A 19119-nucleotide genomic window follows, 5' to 3' on the forward strand; every position below is an offset into this window, starting at 1 on the left:
CCTAGATAGTAGAACGACTTGTCTACACACAGAATAGACAAGTCGTTCTACTTTTGCAATGCAAAGCTGATCTCCTTCTTACTTCGCAACCTATTTACTAGCCACGGCTCTATCATTGCCTCCTAGCTATAACGCCGATCAAACTCAGCGTGGCTCATAGCAAAATAAGGACCTGTTTTAATATCAGAACAGCAAACAACCAAACGATAAGAGCGGTTAATTTTGCTGCGAATCATACCTTTCTTGCTGTGCATTTTTTTCCACCTCCTATTACTCTCTGGTGAACGAGATAACTGTAAAGCTTCTTTTTTTGCTTTTTTACGCAAGTATCGAGGAATAGAATCCAACCCCTGGATTATGAGTTTCATCATCCTACACCTCGACAGCAGGGATAAGCTGATAACGCTGCTGAAAGCCAGAAACATCAAAAGGAATCTGCTCTAGCGCCTTTTCTACACCGGCTGCAAGTATTGAATCACTCAATAAATAACCTGAGCCTGCTTCTGAATTTTGATAGAAACGGCCTTCTGGGTTAATCATTAAATAAGTGTGCGTCATAGCGTCGTTGTCTTCTTCTACAATAAAATCCGACAACACCTGATGACGGTTCACATAGGCTAGGTACTCATCTTGAGAGATGACCAAATCGTGATTATGAACAGGCAGAACCTTAAGCAACTTCCATTTATCTGGATTAATTTGAGTCATTAAAGGCAGCAAGCTATCGTCTTTATTTACCGTGTTTACCACGGTATTAAGCTTCAACACACCGGTTGGGTTTAAGGTCCGATAACGGGAACATATCGACAGTAAATCGTCCGCTGTAATCCAGCGATTTTTTCTATCCACCCGACCTATTTTTTTAGCAATATCATGATCAGCCGAATCGTAGCTAATACCCAACACATCCAAAGAGGCGCCTATATCATCTAGAATCTCACTGGTTAAATAATGACCGTTGGTGATAAGTGAGGTTTTAAAACCTAAGTGATTAGCACGCTTCACTGCATCGATAAAACGCTGACCCAGCAACATAGGCTCGCCACCGGCAAAATTGAGACGTACATTTTCATAACCCATACGGGCTTTTAATGGATTGTCTGAAAGGAAATAAGACGCCAGATTTTCAAGAAGGGATTCCACTTTATCAGATGACCTATGAAGCTCACTTTTTGCTTCGAGGTCGTCCCAAATGGCATAACAGTAACTGCATTTATAGTTGCAGCTTTCCGTCATGTGGAAGTTAATAACCAAGTCAGTTTTACGTTGTGTGCCAGTAGCAAATGATTTCATATTGAATCTCCGTTTTGTTGCCAACGGGATGTTGGCAACAAAACCTAGATTCAACTTGTGCACTGCACAACATAGCAGTTTGTTAAATTATTTTGCTTTTTTATTGTTCACACTCTTAACGATGCGACCGCTAAAGTTTGAGCATAAAATCGAGAAGATCATCCACCTCCTCTGCGTCATGAATCTTCTTATCAATTTCCGCCTTCAGCTCTGCCACACCATGTGCGGTTTCATCTAACTCGTCAATCAACGCCTTGGCTTCGAGCCATTCGCCATCCAAATACTTAATAAGAATGCTGTCCATTGGCTCCAGCACGGCGGCCTGAGCTAGTAACACACGAAGCAATGAAGAGTTCGTTCCAAGCGTGGTCTGAGGCAAAGCTTTAAACGGATTGGGTAAACGTTCCGCTCTAAGGTCAAAATCCCCCTCAAGACACGTAACAAAAGCCGACGTTTTACTACTAGAAAGCGCAATACCCGCCAACGAATGCTGACGAGTAAACATAGCCTTTACCACTCCTGCACATTGAGCGCGCTTCTCAGGTTCACAGAAAATGGCTTTCACTTCCTTTGAATCCGCAAAAATAGCGCTCAACAGCATAGCGTTAAACAAGGTATCCAGTTCACTTTCTTGAATGGTATTTGTATTCTTATGGACATTCAAATCCGCTTGAAAACTCACGACCCCATTACGAAGAAAAGAGTTAGCCCTGGTTCGCAAAGACGGCGTTTCCACTAACACCTGTGAACCAAACAAAAACTTTAACGCCTCTGGAACACTGTAGAAATCAAGACCCACAATACGCTTCCTGCAACATATCTGAAGTTCTAGTGCGTTTTAACTGGGACTCAGTCATATTGGTACGCGCAATAGCTTGAGCCATCTCTAAAACGTTGTTTTGTGCATAGCGACAGTAACTTGCATGCTGTCGGTACTGCATAATCACACCCAGACAATAGCCTGTTCGAATACCCTCTGCTAAAGAAGTACGCTGAGAAGCTAAAAACTTCTCTTTACCATGAGCATCGTAAATATCAACTACTTCTTGGCAAGCACTTACTAAGAAGCCTGAACCATTTTCAATCGGAATATCACTACGAGCAAAGCTATTGCCACTCATTGTTAGCAACGCTATCAGAATAAATCTCACCCATTGTTTTTTAATCACATTAAAATCCTTTTAATTTTTATCAGACTGAGTTGAACTAGAAGAGGCTGATGTAGTGTCATCTTCGCCACCAGAAAAAAACTTTTTTATTATATGAAAATTGACCACCTTCATCGATTTTTTAAAACGTTTCTTTAGCTTTTTAAACCAATCTAATTTATTTGAACTCGAAAGAAAAAATAAAACAAAAGTAACAACCATAACAACAAAAGAAAAATAACTTTTTAAACTCGACACCAACTCATAAGAATCCAGCTTATTAAGAAAGGAAAAAACAATAAAAACAAAAATTAAAATAAACACAGGAATTAAAATAGCTAGCAAATAACCCTTAACTCGAACCCAAGAACCACAACCTTCAAACTCTTTTTTATTGAAGAACTTCAATGTAAAAAAAGAAAAAAATAGTAATGTAAGTATTTCTGAGTTATCTAACTCGTTAAATCTAAAACTATCTTCAAATGGCATATAAAATATAGAAAACAGAACCATAACCCCCAACAACAGTATCGAACAATCAAATAAAATCATTAAAAATGACTTAAAAAACCTCAAAAATAGATTCTTATGATTTTGTATTTTATTTATCTTAGATGACATTGTTTATCCTTAAACTTATAGTTTATTTAATTGATTTTTTGGTTAGGTTCCGCGTTTAAAATTTGCAAATCTATAAACACGATCATAGATTACTTATTGAAATTCGATTTACTCTTGCTGCTTGATCACTTTCACAAGTATCACATTCCATATAAAGACACACATTAAAAGCAGCGATTTCTTTGCAGTTACCCCTGTACTGAATCGCTCTTAGTTGATCTTCTGCGCCATGACCAAGATAGCGGCGTATGCTGGTAAAAAACTTAGGCCAATGACCAGCGCTATTTTTTCTCAACGTCATTTTGGCCAATTTTTCACGGGCTTCCCCAATAGACAATCCTTCTCTTACTAAGCTTGTCATTTGAGTATTGAGGTTATTTAGAGTGACTTTACGAAAACGTTTTAAACGCTCAGCATCAAGATTCAGCTCATCAATCGTATTTTGGACGACGGCCTCATCCACCTCCGCTTGCTGACAAGCGTCTGAATCAACAGAGAAAGCGCCTGTGGATCTGTCACAGGAAAACAACTTAGGAAAAGCGGGGATCTGGAGTGGGTTCAAAATAATACCGTCTAGGTTTTTCTCACCTTTTGGCACATCACAAGAACTTTCAGGACTGGTAAAACGCTGGCTCGCATCAACAACATTACGTTGGCTGCCACCGTTGCGACAGCCCAATAAATTTTGCCAATCTAAATGCCAGTTTCGAGAAGGCGTGTTATCAGAGTAATTCTTCTCTGCTGCCCTAGCAATAGTGAAAAGAAAGTCATCGTGGCCTTTAAGAAAGACAAAATTAGAAGCTGAAGTCGCCATGGATAAAATGAAATTCCTTTTCATTAAAAACAAACTGTTTATCTAAGGATTTTCACTATTATTCGTCATTAATGCAAATAAAATAACCAAAACAAGGAGATACCCCCACCCTAACCCTCCCCCTTAGAAGACATAAGGGGAGGGAACAATGACATTGTGATCTGGCTCTCGACTTCAGTAGCCGTTTATTAAGTCTATTTGATTAGTCAGCTCACCCTTGCTAACAAAGCTCAATACGTTGTCGGCGACTTGTTCGATGATGGTAGGAAGTGAGGCATCGGAGGCTAAGTGCGGGGTGATTGTGACGCCTTTGGTGGTCCATAATGGGTCTTTGGCTGGCAGGGGCTCTTGATCAAATACGTCTAGTAATGCTCCTCGCAAATGACCAGAATCGATCGCGTCAATTAAGTCACCTGGTATCAGGTGACCACCACGACCAACGTTGATGAGGTAGCCTCCCTCTGGCATTTTATTAAATAAGTCTTTGTTCAGTATGCCTTTTGTTGCTGGGCTTAGCGGTAATAAATTCACCAGTAACTCAGTTTCTTTTAGCTGCTCAGTTAGCCCTTCTGGCCCTTGGTAGCAGTGAATACCATCCAGATTTTTAGGACTTCTTGACCAACCCGATACGCTATAGCCAAATTGCGCTAAGCCACGCGCAACAAACTGCCCTAACTCGCCCAATCCTAAAACGCTTATGCGAACATCAGATGCAGGGCGCTGGCGAAAGCCTTGCCATTTTGACTCCTTTTGATTGGCACTTATCTTGTCAAAGTTACGCTGTACTGTCAGAGCGCCCCACAATACGTATTCCAGCATGCCTTGCTTTTGATGATCATCAACCACTCGACAAATCGGTAAGCCCGAGGTGAGTAACTCAGCACCAAAATGATCGACGCCCGCGGCCACAGAATGAAGACACTGTAAATTTGGAAAGCGCGTTAGTAAGTCTTTTCCTGGATGCCAACAAAGGGCCATTGTTGCCCGTTCTGCACCACTGTCATCGGCAAGTAGTACGTTGATTTCTGGACGACGTGATAAAAAAGCGGCTTTCAGCTTAGCGCTGTATTTCTCATTATTGGTGACGAGTAAAAGGTCATTGCTCATAGCGAATCTCTGTCTAGTAAATTGGCTCATGTACTTTTTCGGGACCAAGCCTGCCACAGGGTAGAAGGCTTTTACAAATGCACCAGGATCAAAAAAGAAAAAGTCAGGGTTCCAAGCTATTTTTCGCCATTTAGCAAGGCGCTTAACTATTCACTCGAAGCGGGATGCTTTACACTCTTCGCTATGCATTAACAATGTCTTAACCGCCATAGAAAACCCAACGACATAGCTCGTTTGGGTGACATAGTCACGATGCGTTAAGACAGACAGTAAAGGACCCTAGGCAGTGAAAAAAGTATTTATTGATGGTGAAACTGGCACCACAGGCTTGCAAGTAAGAGATCGTTTGGTCAATCACCCTAACATCGACATTATTAGCATTGATCCAGCGAAAAAGCGCGATGTAGAAGAAAAGCGTCGCCTAATGAAAGAGGCTGATGTAACGGTGCTTTGCCTACCTGACGATGCCGCGAAAGACAGCGTCGCCTTAGCAAAAGAAGAAGGCTGCCGTATTTTGGATGCCAGCTCAGTTCACCGTGTGGCTGAAGGTTGGGTATATGGCTTACCTGAGTTGGACGTTACCCAACGTGACAAGATCAAAACCGCACAATTCGTTTCCAATCCTGGCTGCTACCCTACTGGCGCAATTCTATTACTAAAACCATTAGTGGAAGCGGGATTGTTGCCTGCGGCTGGGGATTACTCTATTAACGCTATTTCTGGTTATAGCGGTGGCGGTAATGCCCTTATTGATCGTTACGAAAACGGTGAAGACGCGCCAATCTTTGGTGCTTACGGACTGACGTTTAACCATAAGCATTTACCAGAAATTAAAACTTGGTCTGGCATCAACAAAGCGCCGATTTTCGTACCAAGTGTGGGCAACTTTAGCCAAGGTATGCTGACTTTCTTACCGATTCAGCTAACAGGCGAAACCACCATGGCCCAGTTGCAAGCTAAATTGGCTGACGTTTATGCCTCTGATAGCTTTGTTAAGGTGAATGATTTTAACGCTGTTGAAGATGCCGCCGCGCCTTTCTTAACACCTCATGGTTTAGAGAACACCAACCTTGTTGAGCTGTCTGTATTGAGTGCCCCAGACAATCAATCTGGTGTGTTGGTTGCTAAGCTCGATAACCTTGGTAAAGGGGCTTCTGGCGCCGCCGTGCAAAACCTCAACATCATGTTAGGTTTTGCCGAAGAAACTGCAGTTAACCTGTAATCGAGATACGTTGTTCATTAGCACTACTGGTTGGCGCTAATGAACAATGCCCTTTACATAGTCGACAGTAACAAGCTGGTTTCACTGTTCAAAATACCATCCACTTCTCGCACACGGCGCAACACACGATCAAATTCACCTAAGCTGGTTGTTTGCACTTCCGCAACCAAATCCCATGCGCCATTCGTTGAATGCAGCTTCACCAACTCTGGAATGCCGCGCAGCTTTTTAATAACCTGAGAAGTCGACTGACCAGCCACTTCTATCATCATTATCGCGCGCACGGTTTCTTTTTCTACCTCCTGATGAACTCGCACGGTAAAGCCCAAAATTACGCCACTCGACACCAATCGATCCAGTCGGTTTTGCACCGTTGCACGAGAGACTTTTAAGGTGTCCGCTAAATACGAGACCGAGGCCCTGCCATCTTTGCGCAATTCAGAAATCAAATCTGAATCTAAGGAATCATAAATATAGGGGTTCATCACTATCACCTCATCTGGCAAACCTATCAAAGTGCCAACTAAACCTGACTATTTGATAAAAAACTCATCAAATAGTATTAAATTATGACATTTTAAACAACGTTCACTCCCTTTAATATGGCAACTCATCTTTCATCTGTTCCAGAGGGGCTTAACATGAACCACACCATCACTAAAACACAATCTCCTGAAGCCATTGTTATGGTGCGCCCTCATTGCTTTATCTCTAACCCTGAAACCATGGCTGATAATGCATTTCAATACGCTTGCAAAAGTAAAAATGCCGCATTAAGCGCTTACAATGAAGTCTCTGAAGCCGTGCAAAAATTGCAAGATAAAGGGGTTAGAGTACATGTGTTTGAGGATAAATCGAACGCGACACCAGACTCTGTTTTCCCCAACAACTGGTTCAGTACTCACCATAATGGCACCCTAATCCAATACCCTATGTACGCCCCAAACCGTCGCCATGAATATCGCCAAGACATTATGGATTTTCTGAGCGCCCACTATGACTACCAAACCCACATCAATCTGCGACACCATGCTGATGAACAAGCGTTTCTAGAAGGAACCGGGTCGATTGTTTTCGACCACCAGCACAATATTGCGTATGCGGCGCGCTCTAATCGAACCAGTGAAGGGCTGTTTCGGCAGGTATGCCGAGAAATGGGTTATCAAGCTGTGCTATTTGATGCTGCGGATGAAAATGGTGTGCCGATTTACCACACCAATGTGATGATGTGCATCAGTGCTAAGTTCGTTATGATCGGTATGGATATGGTGGCAGAAAAAGACCGCCCAGCCTTGTTTAGCCTGTTTCAACAAAGCGGCCTATCAGTCATTCATTTAAGCAACCAGCAAGTTCGAAATTTCTGCGGCAACGCCATTGAATTACGCGGCACGAATGAAAACCTACTGGCGCTTTCACAAACCGCTTTTGATGCACTCACCGTAGCGCAAAAAAGCCTTATTGAAGAATCTGTTACCCTGCTACCACTTGCCATCCCGACCATCGAAAGTGCGGGAGGATCAGTCCGCTGTATGATTGCAGGCGTACACCGCTCTAACCTTGCGAGTTAGCGTCCTTGTCAAAAGCATCCCAGTACGGAGGCGTACCAAAATAGCCGTCTAAAAAATCAATAAAACAGCGCACCTTACTTGCCAATAGCTTGCGGTGCGCATAAAGAGCGTACAAGCCCATCACCTTAGGTTCATAATCTAACAGCAGCGGCACTAACTGGCCTTTTCTAATTGCCTCGCCTGCTATGAAGGTAGGTTGCAGCGCGATACCTGCTCCCGCAATGGCCGCCTCAACGAGGACATCGCCATTATTGCTTTCGAACAGTCCCCCTTGTTCTACATTTTTACTGCGTAACCAAGCAAAAACCTCATTGCGCTCATCCATTTCAAGATAACTATAGTGGAGGTATTTATGCTGCTTAAGATCTTCTGGCTTAGACGGCGTACCATGCTGTTTCAGGTATTCAGGGGAGGCACAGAGGATAACCCTTATCGGGGCAACATATTTAGCCACCAGCGATGAGCTCTTTAGCTCACCAATGCGCAGCACAACATCAAACCCCTCCTCAACCACATCGACTTTACGGTCATTCAGCTGCAAGTCCAAATCGATCAACGGATAATGCTTTTGAAAATCGGCTAATAAAGGAGCCAGGTGCTTGATCGAAAAGGACACCGGAGCACTAATACGCAAGGTGCCTTTCGGGTTCTGATGCAAACCACCTAACTGTTGTTCCATCTCATCTATGCTCGCCAGTATTTGTTTGGCGTGTTGCAGGTACTGTATGCCGGCTTCCGTGAGACTCACCCGACGTGTTGTACGATTTAACAAGCGTACATTCAGCTTTTCTTCTAGCTGGGAAACATACTTACTTACTAACTGCGGAGATAATTGCAAATACTCAGCCGCGCGACTAAAGCTACCTTCCGTCACGACAGACACAAACGTCCGCATTGCATCTATCCTATCCATATCATCCCCTCACTCATCAGAATGCTATTATCTCCATTTTGTTGCTAATAATTCAATGTATCCCATGTTAATTATAAATATTATTGATAGTAAGATGTGCGTATATTCTAAACACTGAGTTAAACCTCTTAACAACGGAGTCATACATGAGCTTACCACTTTTGAAAAAACTGATTAGCACAAACAACAGCCTAAGCGCTCTTATTCTACGTGCGCCTATTGGCATCATCCTAATGGCCCACGGCGCCCAGAAACTGTTTGGTTGGTTTGGTGGCTATGGCCTAGAAGGCACTGGGCAATTCATGGCCAGCCTTGGCCTTAACCCTGGCTACTTGATGGCATTTTTGGCTGGCAGTGCAGAGTTCTTTGGTGGCTTGGCGTTATTGATTGGCTTATTGACTCGCCCAGCAGCATTTGTCGTCGCGTTTACTATGCTAATAGCCATCTTCAGCGTACACATCAGCCATGGCCTATTCGCATCTAATGGCGGCTACGAATACGCATTAAGCTTATTTGTTGTCGCTGTCGCCATCCTGATCCAAGGCGCTGGACGCTTCTCTGTGGACAAAGCGATCCAAAATAAATTGTCCTAATTGCCATGGGCCCTCAGCAATCTCATGTTATCAATCTGAGGGCCTGAAAACCCAGTAAAATCATAAGCGATAAAGGTGCTGCTTTTATCGCTTTTTTAGTCGTTAATTTGTCATACCTCTTCTCGTATTCAGCGTAACTTAGAGAACTTTTCTAACCTCGACCCCACTCTCTAGAAAAAGTAACGGTTATCACCTCAGTCGCTTCCACCATCAAGCCTCTAATAAGGGGAATGACTCTGTCCGGGGTCTTATTGAGCTTTCACAAAAGCCTTAGCGCCGCATATTAACGCTCAATTGAGGGCTTACCAAAAGCAGACTCGTTAGAGCTGTATTTATTGAAAATCACTGAAAGCCATTCCACTTGCAAACACGCCTGAAAAGCACCTAAATTCGAGCATTTAATCCCCTGTTTTTCATGGTTTTTTTTGACCAAGGTAGAAAAACAAATAAAAATTATTTATTGACAAATAGTTACCTAAAATAATAAGTTACAGCTCTAATCTTCATGCGTAATTAAAAAGTGTATAAAAATCAACGAGACTCTCTCACAAGTTGCTGTCTTGCCAGCACCATTCGGACACTTTTCTGCGCACATAAACTCGCTAATAAGGAATTAGCCTAACCAATAAATGCTCGCCTGCGATGCAACCTAACATTGAGTGCATAAGGCCGCCTTTTATCAACCTAAAGAGAATTGAGTTACAGCAAACAGTCATACAGAGTTCTAAACAAATACAATCTTGGTAAACAATAATGAGTACACGGAAAAATAAAAAAGTGGCAATCGACCTTGCCCTACTTTTACCCTCGGTTTTAGTTATTCTCGCTATAAGCGCTCCACTACTTATCACCCCTGAAGCCAGTAAAATTGTCGTCAATCAGCTACTCGCATGGTGCACTGGCACCTTTGGCTGGCTTTACCTTCTCGCCGGTGTTGGCAGCTTTCTATTTGTGGTCTGGTTAGCCTTTGGCCCAGTCGGTCGTATCAAATTAGGCGACCCAGATGAGGCCCCTGAATTTAGCAAACTACCGTGGGTTTCCATGCTATTTTGTGCCGGCATAGGCATTTCCATTTGTAATTGGGCCTTTGTGGAACCACTCTACTTTCTATCTTCTCCGCCAATGGAGATCCCTGCCAATACCACCAAAGCCGTTGAATGGGCTGCTATGTACCCTATGTTTCATTGGGGTGTGGTTCCTTGGGCGGTATACCTGATGCCTGCTCTTCCTATCGGCTATGCCTTGTATGTTCGTAAAGTGAATGTACTTAGGTTGAGTGAAGCATGTCGTGGTGTATTGGGCGGATTGGTTGATGGCCCTATTGGTAAAGCCATTGATATCATTGTTATTTTTTCTATTGTCGGCGGAGTAGGAACCTCTCTCGGCCTGTCTGTTCCGCTGGTCTCTAAGCTGTTTCAATCCATGTTCGGCTTACAAGACTCCTTTGGCCTTCAGATGATCATACTGTCTGCTTGGATCGCGATGATTGCTTGGAGTGTTTACAACGGCCTAAACAAAGGCATCCAGACACTGTCGAACATCAATGCCGTATTGGCGTTAATATTATTGGTCTTTGTGTTGTTCGCAAGCTCCACTGTTTTCATCCTCAACCTATGGGTTAATAGCTTTGGGCTCTTGGTAAATAATTTCTTTCGTATGGCTTTTTGGACTGACCCAATTGCCAAAAGTGGCTTCCCACAAAATTGGACTATCTTCTACTGGGCATGGTGGATTGCCTACGCCCCTATGATGGGATTATTTGTCGCTAGGATATCTCGAGGACGAACCATTAAAGACATTATTCTTAATGGTCTACTATGGGGTTCATTTGGTTGCTGGGCATTCTTTGCTATCTGGGGTGGTTTCGCGCTTAACCTAGATGTCAGCGGCAGCGTCGACCTACAAACGATTCTTAGTCAACAAGGCATTCCTGCTACGGTTGTAGCGGTTTTACAACAGCTGCCAGCTTCAGACCTCATCATTCCACTTTTCACTTTATTGTGTTTTATATTCTTAGCGACCACCGTGGATTCCTCTGCTTATATGCTTGCAGCCGTCTGTACTAAAGAAATCAGTGGCTACCAGGAACCTGCTCGTTGGAACAGAATTTTGTGGGCACTTTTATTGGGCTTGGTTGGGGTAGGATTACTCTCTGTCGGAGGGTTAAAAATAGTACAAACTTCCACTGTGCTGGTTGCTCTTCCAATGATCCCTGTGCTCTTTATTATGAGCCTGTCTATGCTGCGCTGGATAAAAGAGGATTTCTCTTCCGAATTAGCCCCCGATGTTATCGCTAACACAGGATCAGAAAGCACCAACAAGAACGCACCTGCGGACCAACAAACCCCAGACCAAGGCGTGCTGGACTCTTTGGCAATCAATAAATAATCGAGTTTTACTCCATCGCTTAGGCAAAAAAAGGACACTCTGATTTTCAGACTGTCCTTTTTTTATCGCCCATACTGGTTAAAGATCTGCTGCTAATTGGCCACATCAAAACGGATAATGGCTTGCCCATCATCAACAATGGCATTGCTGCCTAAACGTGTCTCTGCTGCTAACATTCCATTAAGGCTGCCTGTCATGAAAAAGAACTCGCCTTGGTAGCCACGACGTACACACTCAATCAAGCCTTGCTTTAAGAAATATTGCTTTTCAGCCAGTAATGTTGAGTCTGTTGCTTGGTACTCAAAGACCTCATCTGAACCACTCTTGTTGAACTGAAAATCCCCCACAACAGAAGCATCAGCAACGATAATGCCGTAGTTAAAAAAGAAGTCACACGCAATATGACTCAGTGGGTTAATCTTTTCACGCATTACCTCAATAGCCACTTTTGGCGAAGAGGCGTTAACCACAGCCTCCACTTCATCAACGCTTTCAGGAACCACTGCTTGATAACACAATTCCACCTCAAACCCCGTAACATTGGCTGGAGAGAAGACGTGATTCTGGTTATTCACCAATTGAAAATCAAAAATAGGCGAAATAATGAAAACTTCATTCTCATCGACTATTTTCCAACCTTTGATCGTCGCGCCTTTTTCTTGCAGGCTCCGAATCATCTCATCTTGAGCACGGCACATGCCATGGTAATCCTGACTGATGGACTCAAACTGGCCGCCTTTAAAGTCTCTCAGCACGCCATAATAGGTTTCTCTATTCATCTCACTCATCTTTGTATTGTCCATATAGTAAAGCAGCTAAGCCAAACACCTGCGGATTCTTAGGCTAACCTTCCTGTTACCTTTTTAAGCGCTAAAAAAAGGCATTTTCGCGGTATGTTTTTTGGCTTTTATGTAATGCTATTTATCTAGCTTTTTGGCTTTTGCAGTGCAACAGAAAGCCATCCGCGCTAATTCAACTCCAGACCAGACTCTCTTGCAATGGTTTCTAAGCGCGCTTTTGCTTTCGCAATATCGTCAAACCAGTTCTCGTTCTGGGCCCACATTTCAATCACCAATGGACCGGCATAATCAATCTCTGCCAGTGTTTTGAAAATCCCATGGAAATCAACCTGCCCTTCACCAATTACCAAGTCACGGAACTGACCTTTGCAATCCGGGGAAACGCGCAAGGTGTCTTTCAAATGCACCTGCACTATGTGCTGGTGAGACAGTTTTAATTCCGTTGGCACATGGTGATTCCAGCCGGAAATATTGCCCACATCTGGGTACGCCATAAAATAAGGGGAAGGGATTTTCTGTTTGAGCACTTCAAATTTACTGAGCGAATTTAGATACGGCGTGTCCATGATCTCCACCCCCAGTAATACACCAGCACGCTCAGCCATCTTGGTGGCTTTTTGCATACCTTCAATAAAGCGTTCATGGGTTGCTTCGGACTGAGGCTCGTAATACACGTCGTAGCCTGCCATTTGTATACAGCGAATGCCCATCTTATAAGCAAAGGCGATGGCCTTTTCCATGATCTCAAAGGCACGCTCACGCACCGCATCGTCCATCGAGCCAAATGGATACTTACGATGCGCACTCAAACACATGGACTGCAATGGCATATCCAGCTCTATGCATAAATCTCGTAAGCCATAAATTTCTTCATCTGACCAGTCTAATCGAGCCTGTCTGTCGTCCGTTTCGTCTACCGAGATTTCAACAAAATCAAAGCCAAGCTGTTTCGCTTTGGTCAGCCTTTCGCGCCAAGACAGTTCAATAGGTAAGGCTTTTTCATAAATGCCCATACGGAATTTTTTATCAAAATTGATCATCTCATGGCCTCAAGATAGGGTTTCTTCGATTGCCTTTGCGGTATTCGCCAAGCGTTGTGCAAGGTTTTCGAAACCCATACTGTTCATTTTAGGGGTTAATGACGAAATACTGATGGCATAAATCGGCATCTTCTCTTTATTAAAAACAGGCGTAGCAACACAGGAAATACCCGCCTCATTTTCTTCATCATCAATCGCATAACCACGCTCTTTGATGCGATCAAGGGATGCAAAAAATTCCTCTTTATCTAAAATAGTTCGTTCAGTTAAACGCTTCATTGTGTTGGCATTACGCTGCCAGTAAGCTTCACGAACTTGATCATCCGCAAAGGCTAAAAAGCATTTCCCAGCAGCAGAACAGTAAGCAGGAGAATGCAAACCCACATAGGTACGAGTGCGAAAAGAAGCGTCTCTTGGTTCCAATTTATCTTTGAAGATAATATTGTCGCCATCAAAGGAAATGAAATTAACGGTTTCATTAACCGCTTCTAATAACCCCGTTAAATGAGGTTTGATATAACCGGTAACATCTGAATTCAGAGCACTCTGCCCTACATGCAACAATTTCATGGTAAGTCGATAATCACCGCCACTCGACAGCTGCACAACATAGCCTTCACTTTCATAGGTAGATAACACCCTATGCACTGAAGACTTTGTCATTTTGAGCGTTTGGGAAATGTGATTCAAAGAGGTCCCGTTAGGAAATTTCCCTAAGAACTCTAAGACACTTAACGCCTTGATTAATGATTTGATTTGCTCACTCATAAAAAGGACCTACCAGAATTTTGCTATTTCGCGATGAAATGCTTCTGCAATAGACACACCTTCGTCACTTGCCAGCGCGCGGCCAGCAATAAAAGACTTCACTTTTATTTGTTTAAATAGGTATAAATCTGCAGGCACTATTCCACCTGTTATGGACAACTCAATACCGATATCAGAAAGCTGCTGCATTTTGCTAAGATCGTCGTCTGTCCAACTAACACCGGCAAGTTCTGCATCTCGTGATCTATGATAAATGGCTTGAGTAATACCCATATCGTACCATGCTCTGGCATCTTCAAAGGTCCAATGACCGTAAAGTTCTATCTGTATTTCACCTTGATGCTGGTCTGCGACCTTCTTTGCCGCACGAATCGTTTCAATGTGAGCCGCAGCACTCACCGTAACCCAGTTTGCCCCCGCGTCTAGCGCTAACTTGGTTAGAATGGCACTGGCATCGGTGATTTTCATATCGCATACAACAATATGATTCGGGTACTTTTCACGGACTTTAGCGACGCTATTAACCCCGTCAGCAAAGGCTAATATGGTCCCCACTTCGATCACGTCTAACTGCTCAGCCACCCGAGAAACGGACTGAAAAGCGGTGTCTAAATCCGTGGCATCTAACGCCATTTGCAATAAAGGTTTAGTCATTCTTCTGTTCCTCGAATTCTTTGAAAAAAGCAACCAATTGTAGATAGCGACGATACTTGCGCTGATATTGGTCATAGTGAGCCGAGTTAGGTTCGAAACGCTGACTGTCGACCTTCATGGCGGCTAATCCAGCTTCGATGGACGGATACTCTTTGGCGCCAACCATGGCGACTAACGCCGCGCCCAAAGAACCGGTTTCTTCGATGCTAGGAATATCAATCGACATGCCGGTTAAATCGGCCAGCATTTGCATCCAAACGGTTGACCCCGTTGAGCCACCGGTAACGCGCAATGAAGTCGCATCAGGAAAGCGTGTGCGCATCCGATCCAAGTGTACGTTATGGCAAAACAACACCCCTTCCCAAATCGCTTGGATCAAATGGGCCTTAGTATGGTGGGCTTGCAGACCATAAAACCCCGCCTTCAAGCCTAATCCCATGTTGGAACCATACAAAAAAGGCACAAAAAACAATTCACTGCTGGCGGGTTCTAATGCCGCCACTAAGTCTTCGTTTTCTTGGTGATTAAACTCGCCATCTTCACCAAGATAATCAACAAACCACTCGTAATTGCCTGCTGAAGTTGGGCTTGCTTCATGGATAATATACTGTCCATCCACCACGTAATGCCCATACACATATCGATAATCTAGGGAGGTAATGGCGTCAGCAATACCCGATGTCACCGCCCAAGTACCCATCACATAATTCAACGAGTTCGCATTAGCATCAACGCCAGAACAAATGGCGGTGGATACCACATCAAAAAGGCCACCAAATACTGGCGTGCCTGCTTTTAAGCCAACTTCTTTTGCTACCTCAGCAGTCACATAACCGGCTAGTTGATCAGGCTTGATAATAGGCGGCAACGCGGCAAACACTTCTTCAATACCGAACAAGGCCAATAATTCTGGATCGTATTGCCCTGTGTTGGCATTGAAAAAATTACTTTCAGAAATATTGGTTAACTCAGCATTTACTTCGCCTGTTAAGCGAAAACGAATATAGTCATGGGCCATTAAAATTGCGCCAATCTGACTGTAGTTTTCAGGCTCGTGCTCTTTCAACCAGCGTACAATCGACACCGGGTGCCCAGTCCATAAGGTTTGCAACGTCATCGGATAAATGGTTTCAGGCAACGCCTCGGCTTGCCATTGTTTCACTATGTCTAAAGAGCGAGAGTCTGAAGAAATAATTCCGTTGCGCAGGTTCTTTTGGTTTTTATCCAGTAGATAAACGCCCTTTCCTTGGGCTGAAATACTCAAGCCCTTAATGTCATCAACAGACACCTCTGTGCTATCCAGCAATTTAGAAATCGCCACTTTGGCATCATTCCACAAAGCATCTAAATCGCGTTCTACCCAACCCTGCTGCTTATTCACGACTTGCGCCGACACTTTGGCAATCGCAATCTGATGACCTGAGCCATCAAACAAGGCCGCCTTCATAAACGTGCCGCCGGAATCTAAGCCAATAAAATAGTTCATCACTGACCACCTAGCGGATGCGAAGATTTTAGGTATTCAGGAAAGAGTGTATACAGTAATTCTGCTACACCATGGTCATTGTCGTTGTCATTGCGAGTGATGATCTTGGCATGCCCTTTAAGGCCTGCATCGGCATTTTTCATTGCCACCCCCATACCAACCATTTTCAACATGGAAATATCATTATGGTGATCCCCCACCGCAACCACATTTTCTGCGGCGATGCCTTTTTGCTTGATGAGTTCTGCCAGTGCAGAACCTTTGGTGTTGCCAATGCTGGCGAAGTCGATACGGTTCGACCACGATTTCTCACCGGTAAAGTGCTCGCGAATAAAAGGCAACTGAGCAAACTCGTCTACCTCGTCTCCTTCTACAACAAACTTCCAGATGTGTTTGGCAGCATCGACTTCAGTGGCGAAGTCATCCACTTGACGAATAATAGGTTTAACCTCACCGGCAAACCCTTCTGCCCACTGGGCCAATCTAGCCACATGCATGACAGGCCGCTCAGAGGAATACAGCATGGCATCTTGCAAATAAACAACGATCTTAAGATGACGCGCTTCCGCCAGCTGCAGAAATTGCACAGCCTTGCTTTTTTCAATCGCATTATGATGCAACACGGCGCGCTGATGGTAGTCATAGACATACGTGCCATTACAGCAGATAGCCGGCGTAGTCAGGCCTAATTCTCGATAATACGGCCCTGCGGCGGTATGATGTCGACCTGTTACTATCAATACTGGAATGCTTCTACTTAACACTCGCACCGTATCAACCAGCACCGGGCTAATAGTGAAATCCGACTTTAATGAAGTGCCATCTAAATCAAGAGCCAATAATTGGTACATGCTGCACTCCTACTTTTGGCCGTAATAAGCATTTTTTCCATGCTTACGCATATAGTGCTTATCCAATAACTCTTCTTGCACCTTGATATCAAGGTTAAGCGAGCGAGTCGCAATGGCCATCGCAGACACTTCTTCAAGCACCACCGCGTTATGCACGGCATCAAAGGCATCTTTTCCCCATGCAAAAGGCGCATGGCCAGAAATAACCGCACCAGGGATCGCCATGGCATCCAGACCCCGCTGGTTAAATTCTTCGATAATCACCAACCCAGTATTTTTTTCATACTCACTGGCAATTTCATCCGCCGATAACTGACGCGTACAAGGAATATCACCATAGAAGTAATCTGCATGAGTTGTACCGAGTGCAGGAATGTCTAAACCGGCTTGCGCCCAGACAGTCGCATGGCGTGAATGCGTATGAACAACGCCGCCAATTTTCGGAAACGCCTTGTACAGTTCAATGTGCGTTTGGGTGTCGCTTGAAGGGTTTAACGAGCCTTCTAAGCGGTTGCCTTCTAGGTCTATCACCACAATATCGTCAACGCTCATATGCTTATATTCGACGCCGGATGGTTTAATCGCGATAACGCCTTTTTCTCTGTCTATCTCAGACACATTGCCCCAAGTAAAAGTCACTAAACCATACTCAGGCAACTGTAAATTCGCCTTCAACACTCGTTCTTTCAGAGCTTGATACATATTCATTTCCTCACTACCAAGGTAAGAAATAGACTCGCGCTATGTCTTACGATAGTAAAAAGAGGGGCTGGGCGAACCAGGTCAGACCAAGCCCCTATTTGGTTATTTTACTATTTTGAAGCAGCCAAAATTTCATTCACCATGTTGTCGCCATACTGTTTGATGAAGGCATCCCAAACAGGTTTCACTGCGCTACGGAACGCAGCACTATCGACGTCACGGTTCACTTTCATGCCGTGGGATTCCAGCTCGGCAATCATTTTGTCTTCTTTCTCGATGCTTAATTTACGCTGCATAGCAACGGCATCTGCTGCCACATCGGTAATGATTTTTTTCTCAGCGTCGCTCAGCTTATTAAACTTCTTAGAGTTCATGGTAAACACCAAAGGAGAATACGCGTGCTGAGTTAAGCTCAAGTACTTTTGTACTTCGTAGAATTTGAAAGAAAGCGTAACTGGGATTGGGTGATCTTGTGCGTCTACCACACCAGTTTCCAAGGCAGTATAAAGCTCAGCCACAGGAATCTGAGTTGGGTTAGCGCCCAAAATAGCAAACATATCGTTCAACGCTTTAGAGCCATTGACGCGCATCTGCAGGCCTTTCACATCACCAGGTTCACGGATCGGGCCACGATTATTAGTGATGTTTCGGTAACCATTTTCTGGGTAACCCAAACCTTTCAGACCAAAGCCCTGCATATCATTCAGCACCCCTTGACCAACTTTGCCATCCAATACTTTGTAGGCAGTGGCTCTGTCCGGGAACATAAATGGCAAGGTAAAGGCCGCCGACTCAGGTAATAAACCGGAGTAGTTATTCAAGCCGACAATGGAGAAATCAATAATCCCCATACGATTGCCTTCAATCATTTGCGCATCGGTACCTAACTGACCATGAGGAAAGATATTAATTTTTAGGTCGCCATTACTACGAGCTTCAACTTCTTTTTTGAAGAACACAGACATTGTCTGCTGTAGATCAGACTCAGGGGCAGCGTGCGCCAACTTCAAAGTTGTTGCAGCCATTGCATGGTTAGCGCTAACGGCTAATGTCATTGCAGACGCAAGACCCATACCCTTCAGTAACGTTTTTATTTTTATCATTATTTTTCTCCTTGAGGGTTAACCAATTATCAATTTCATCGGAACAGT

21 protein-coding genes are annotated in these 19119 nt (G+C 44.0%); 4 read left to right on the forward strand and 17 right to left on the reverse strand.

Translation table 11 applies throughout. The annotated features are described in order from the left end of the window. Positions 1-122: 122 nt before the first annotated feature. The 7 genes from DFP81_RS18610 to DFP81_RS08320 form a co-directional block, all read right to left on the reverse strand. Positions 123-425, reverse strand: a complete 303-nt coding sequence (locus DFP81_RS18610; protein ID WP_425453663.1) for a ParE family toxin-like protein — start codon at positions 423-425, stop codon at positions 123-125. After that, entirely contained in the window at positions 373-1293 is a 921-nt protein-coding gene (locus DFP81_RS08295) for a viperin family antiviral radical SAM protein (protein WP_115897299.1), read from the reverse strand. The genes DFP81_RS18610 and DFP81_RS08295 overlap by 53 nt, the downstream gene beginning before the upstream one ends. A 130-nt stretch (positions 1294-1423) precedes the next feature. Further along, positions 1424-2092, reverse strand: coding sequence for a hypothetical protein (locus tag DFP81_RS08300; protein WP_115897300.1), 669 nt, complete (start codon positions 2090-2092; stop codon positions 1424-1426). Then, positions 2082-2462 carry a hypothetical protein gene (locus tag DFP81_RS08305; RefSeq protein WP_115897301.1) on the reverse strand — a complete coding sequence of 127 codons (381 nt, stop codon included), beginning with the start codon at positions 2460-2462 and terminating at the stop codon, positions 2082-2084. The genes DFP81_RS08300 and DFP81_RS08305 overlap by 11 nt, the downstream gene beginning before the upstream one ends. 12 nt (positions 2463-2474) lie before the next feature. After that, entirely contained in the window at positions 2475-3062 is a 588-nt protein-coding gene (locus DFP81_RS08310; protein WP_115897302.1) for a hypothetical protein, read from the reverse strand. Between the two features lie 82 nt (positions 3063-3144). Beyond that, positions 3145-3876 (reverse strand): HNH endonuclease family protein, encoded by a 732-nt coding sequence (locus tag DFP81_RS08315; protein WP_115897303.1) that lies wholly within the window; start codon positions 3874-3876, stop codon positions 3145-3147. Positions 3877-4050: 174 nt separating this feature from the next. After that, positions 4051-4983 carry a 2-hydroxyacid dehydrogenase gene (locus DFP81_RS08320; RefSeq protein ID WP_115897304.1) on the reverse strand — a complete coding sequence of 311 codons (933 nt, stop codon included), beginning with the start codon at positions 4981-4983 and terminating at the stop codon, positions 4051-4053. Between the two features lie 286 nt (positions 4984-5269). Here DFP81_RS08320 and argC point away from each other — a divergent pair, with 286 nt between their 5' ends. After that, complete coding sequence (gene argC, locus DFP81_RS08325; RefSeq protein ID WP_115897305.1) at positions 5270-6205, forward strand: N-acetyl-gamma-glutamyl-phosphate reductase; 936 nt, start codon at positions 5270-5272, stop codon at positions 6203-6205. A gap of 53 nt (positions 6206-6258) precedes the next feature. Here argC and DFP81_RS08330 read toward each other — a convergent pair whose 3' ends face one another. Continuing rightward, positions 6259-6690 (reverse strand): Lrp/AsnC family transcriptional regulator, encoded by a 432-nt coding sequence (locus DFP81_RS08330; RefSeq protein ID WP_115897306.1) that lies wholly within the window; start codon positions 6688-6690, stop codon positions 6259-6261. A 156-nt stretch (positions 6691-6846) separates the two neighbouring features. Between DFP81_RS08330 and ctlX the strand changes: the two genes are divergently transcribed. Further along, complete coding sequence (gene ctlX / locus DFP81_RS08335; RefSeq protein ID WP_115897307.1) at positions 6847-7773, forward strand: citrulline utilization hydrolase CtlX; 927 nt, start codon at positions 6847-6849, stop codon at positions 7771-7773. Here ctlX and DFP81_RS08340 read toward each other — a convergent pair. Next, positions 7757-8686 carry a LysR family transcriptional regulator gene (locus tag DFP81_RS08340; protein ID WP_115897308.1) on the reverse strand — a complete coding sequence of 310 codons (930 nt, stop codon included), beginning with the start codon at positions 8684-8686 and terminating at the stop codon, positions 7757-7759. The two genes, ctlX and DFP81_RS08340, sit on opposite strands and share 17 nt — an antisense overlap. A gap of 146 nt (positions 8687-8832) precedes the next feature. On the opposite strand from DFP81_RS08340, the gene DFP81_RS08345 reads away from it, so the two are divergent. Further along, positions 8833-9279: a DoxX family protein gene (locus tag DFP81_RS08345; protein ID WP_115897309.1), complete on the forward strand. Its 447-nt coding sequence runs from the start codon at positions 8833-8835 to the stop codon at positions 9277-9279. A gap of 753 nt (positions 9280-10032) precedes the next feature. After that, positions 10033-11667: a BCCT family transporter gene (locus DFP81_RS08350; RefSeq protein ID WP_115897310.1), complete on the forward strand. Its 1635-nt coding sequence runs from the start codon at positions 10033-10035 to the stop codon at positions 11665-11667. A 92-nt stretch (positions 11668-11759) separates the two neighbouring features. Here DFP81_RS08350 and DFP81_RS08355 read toward each other — a convergent pair whose 3' ends face one another. The 8 genes from DFP81_RS08355 to DFP81_RS08390 all read right to left on the reverse strand — a co-directional run bounded on the left by DFP81_RS08355 (position 11760) and on the right by DFP81_RS08390 (position 19071). Next, positions 11760-12455: a hypothetical protein gene (locus DFP81_RS08355; RefSeq protein ID WP_147299440.1), complete on the reverse strand. Its 696-nt coding sequence runs from the start codon at positions 12453-12455 to the stop codon at positions 11760-11762. A 179-nt stretch (positions 12456-12634) separates the two neighbouring features. Continuing rightward, positions 12635-13507 carry an L-ribulose-5-phosphate 3-epimerase gene (locus DFP81_RS08360; protein ID WP_115897312.1) on the reverse strand — a complete coding sequence of 291 codons (873 nt, stop codon included), beginning with the start codon at positions 13505-13507 and terminating at the stop codon, positions 12635-12637. 9 nt (positions 13508-13516) lie between these two features. Continuing rightward, on the reverse strand, positions 13517-14275 hold the full coding sequence (locus DFP81_RS08365) for an IclR family transcriptional regulator (RefSeq protein WP_115897313.1): 759 nt from the start codon (positions 14273-14275) through the stop codon (positions 13517-13519). Between the two features lie 9 nt (positions 14276-14284). Then, positions 14285-14929, reverse strand: a complete 645-nt coding sequence (locus tag DFP81_RS08370) for a 3-keto-L-gulonate-6-phosphate decarboxylase UlaD (RefSeq protein ID WP_115897314.1) — start codon at positions 14927-14929, stop codon at positions 14285-14287. Further along, positions 14922-16415, reverse strand: coding sequence for an FGGY-family carbohydrate kinase (locus tag DFP81_RS08375; RefSeq protein ID WP_115897315.1), 1494 nt, complete (start codon positions 16413-16415; stop codon positions 14922-14924). Before DFP81_RS08375 ends, DFP81_RS08370 begins: the two co-directional genes overlap by 8 nt. Continuing rightward, a complete protein-coding gene (locus DFP81_RS08380; protein ID WP_115897316.1) occupies positions 16415-17266 on the reverse strand; it encodes a Cof-type HAD-IIB family hydrolase in 852 nt (283 codons plus the stop codon). The genes DFP81_RS08375 and DFP81_RS08380 overlap by 1 nt, the downstream gene beginning before the upstream one ends. Positions 17267-17275: 9 nt before the next feature. After that, on the reverse strand, positions 17276-17968 hold the full coding sequence (locus DFP81_RS08385) for an L-ribulose-5-phosphate 4-epimerase (RefSeq protein ID WP_115897317.1): 693 nt from the start codon (positions 17966-17968) through the stop codon (positions 17276-17278). 110 nt (positions 17969-18078) lie between these two features. Then, the gene (locus tag DFP81_RS08390) at positions 18079-19071 is read right to left on the reverse strand and encodes a TRAP transporter substrate-binding protein (protein ID WP_220342876.1); all 993 of its coding nucleotides are present in this window, start codon (positions 19069-19071) and stop codon (positions 18079-18081) included. Positions 19072-19119: the final 48 nt, after the last annotated feature.

Source organism: Marinomonas pollencensis (genome assembly GCF_003387375.1).
In the GTDB taxonomy this organism is placed as follows: domain Bacteria; phylum Pseudomonadota; class Gammaproteobacteria; order Pseudomonadales; family Marinomonadaceae; genus Marinomonas; species Marinomonas pollencensis.

What these genes read in the sequence shown, in the direction of transcription:
- DFP81_RS08320 (WP_115897304.1), bottom strand. Translation starts at nt 4,983, where the DNA reads ATGAGCAATGACCTTTTACTCGTCACCAATAATGAGAAATACAGCGCT.
- DFP81_RS08390 (WP_220342876.1), bottom strand. Translation starts at nt 19,071, where the DNA reads ATGATAAAAATAAAAACGTTACTGAAGGGTATGGGTCTTGCGTCTGCA.
- ctlX (WP_115897307.1), top strand. Translation starts at nt 6,847, where the DNA reads ATGAACCACACCATCACTAAAACACAATCTCCTGAAGCCATTGTTATG.
- DFP81_RS08295 (WP_115897299.1), bottom strand. Translation starts at nt 1,293, where the DNA reads ATGAAATCATTTGCTACTGGCACACAACGTAAAACTGACTTGGTTATT.
- DFP81_RS08370 (WP_115897314.1), bottom strand. Translation starts at nt 14,929, where the DNA reads ATGACTAAACCTTTATTGCAAATGGCGTTAGATGCCACGGATTTAGAC.
- DFP81_RS08385 (WP_115897317.1), bottom strand. Translation starts at nt 17,968, where the DNA reads ATGTATCAAGCTCTGAAAGAACGAGTGTTGAAGGCGAATTTACAGTTG.
- DFP81_RS08365 (WP_115897313.1), bottom strand. Translation starts at nt 14,275, where the DNA reads ATGAGTGAGCAAATCAAATCATTAATCAAGGCGTTAAGTGTCTTAGAG.
- DFP81_RS08355 (WP_147299440.1), bottom strand. Translation starts at nt 12,455, where the DNA reads ATGAGTGAGATGAATAGAGAAACCTATTATGGCGTGCTGAGAGACTTT.
- DFP81_RS08345 (WP_115897309.1), top strand. Translation starts at nt 8,833, where the DNA reads ATGAGCTTACCACTTTTGAAAAAACTGATTAGCACAAACAACAGCCTA.
- DFP81_RS08340 (WP_115897308.1), bottom strand. Translation starts at nt 8,686, where the DNA reads ATGGATAGGATAGATGCAATGCGGACGTTTGTGTCTGTCGTGACGGAA.
- DFP81_RS08360 (WP_115897312.1), bottom strand. Translation starts at nt 13,507, where the DNA reads ATGATCAATTTTGATAAAAAATTCCGTATGGGCATTTATGAAAAAGCC.
- DFP81_RS08380 (WP_115897316.1), bottom strand. Translation starts at nt 17,266, where the DNA reads ATGTACCAATTATTGGCTCTTGATTTAGATGGCACTTCATTAAAGTCG.
- DFP81_RS08375 (WP_115897315.1), bottom strand. Translation starts at nt 16,415, where the DNA reads ATGAACTATTTTATTGGCTTAGATTCCGGCGGCACGTTTATGAAGGCG.
- DFP81_RS08310 (WP_115897302.1), bottom strand. Translation starts at nt 3,062, where the DNA reads ATGTCATCTAAGATAAATAAAATACAAAATCATAAGAATCTATTTTTG.
- DFP81_RS08350 (WP_115897310.1), top strand. Translation starts at nt 10,033, where the DNA reads ATGAGTACACGGAAAAATAAAAAAGTGGCAATCGACCTTGCCCTACTT.
- DFP81_RS08315 (WP_115897303.1), bottom strand. Translation starts at nt 3,876, where the DNA reads ATGGCGACTTCAGCTTCTAATTTTGTCTTTCTTAAAGGCCACGATGAC.
- DFP81_RS08330 (WP_115897306.1), bottom strand. Translation starts at nt 6,690, where the DNA reads ATGAACCCCTATATTTATGATTCCTTAGATTCAGATTTGATTTCTGAA.
- DFP81_RS18610 (WP_425453663.1), bottom strand. Translation starts at nt 425, where the DNA reads ATGTTTCTGGCTTTCAGCAGCGTTATCAGCTTATCCCTGCTGTCGAGG.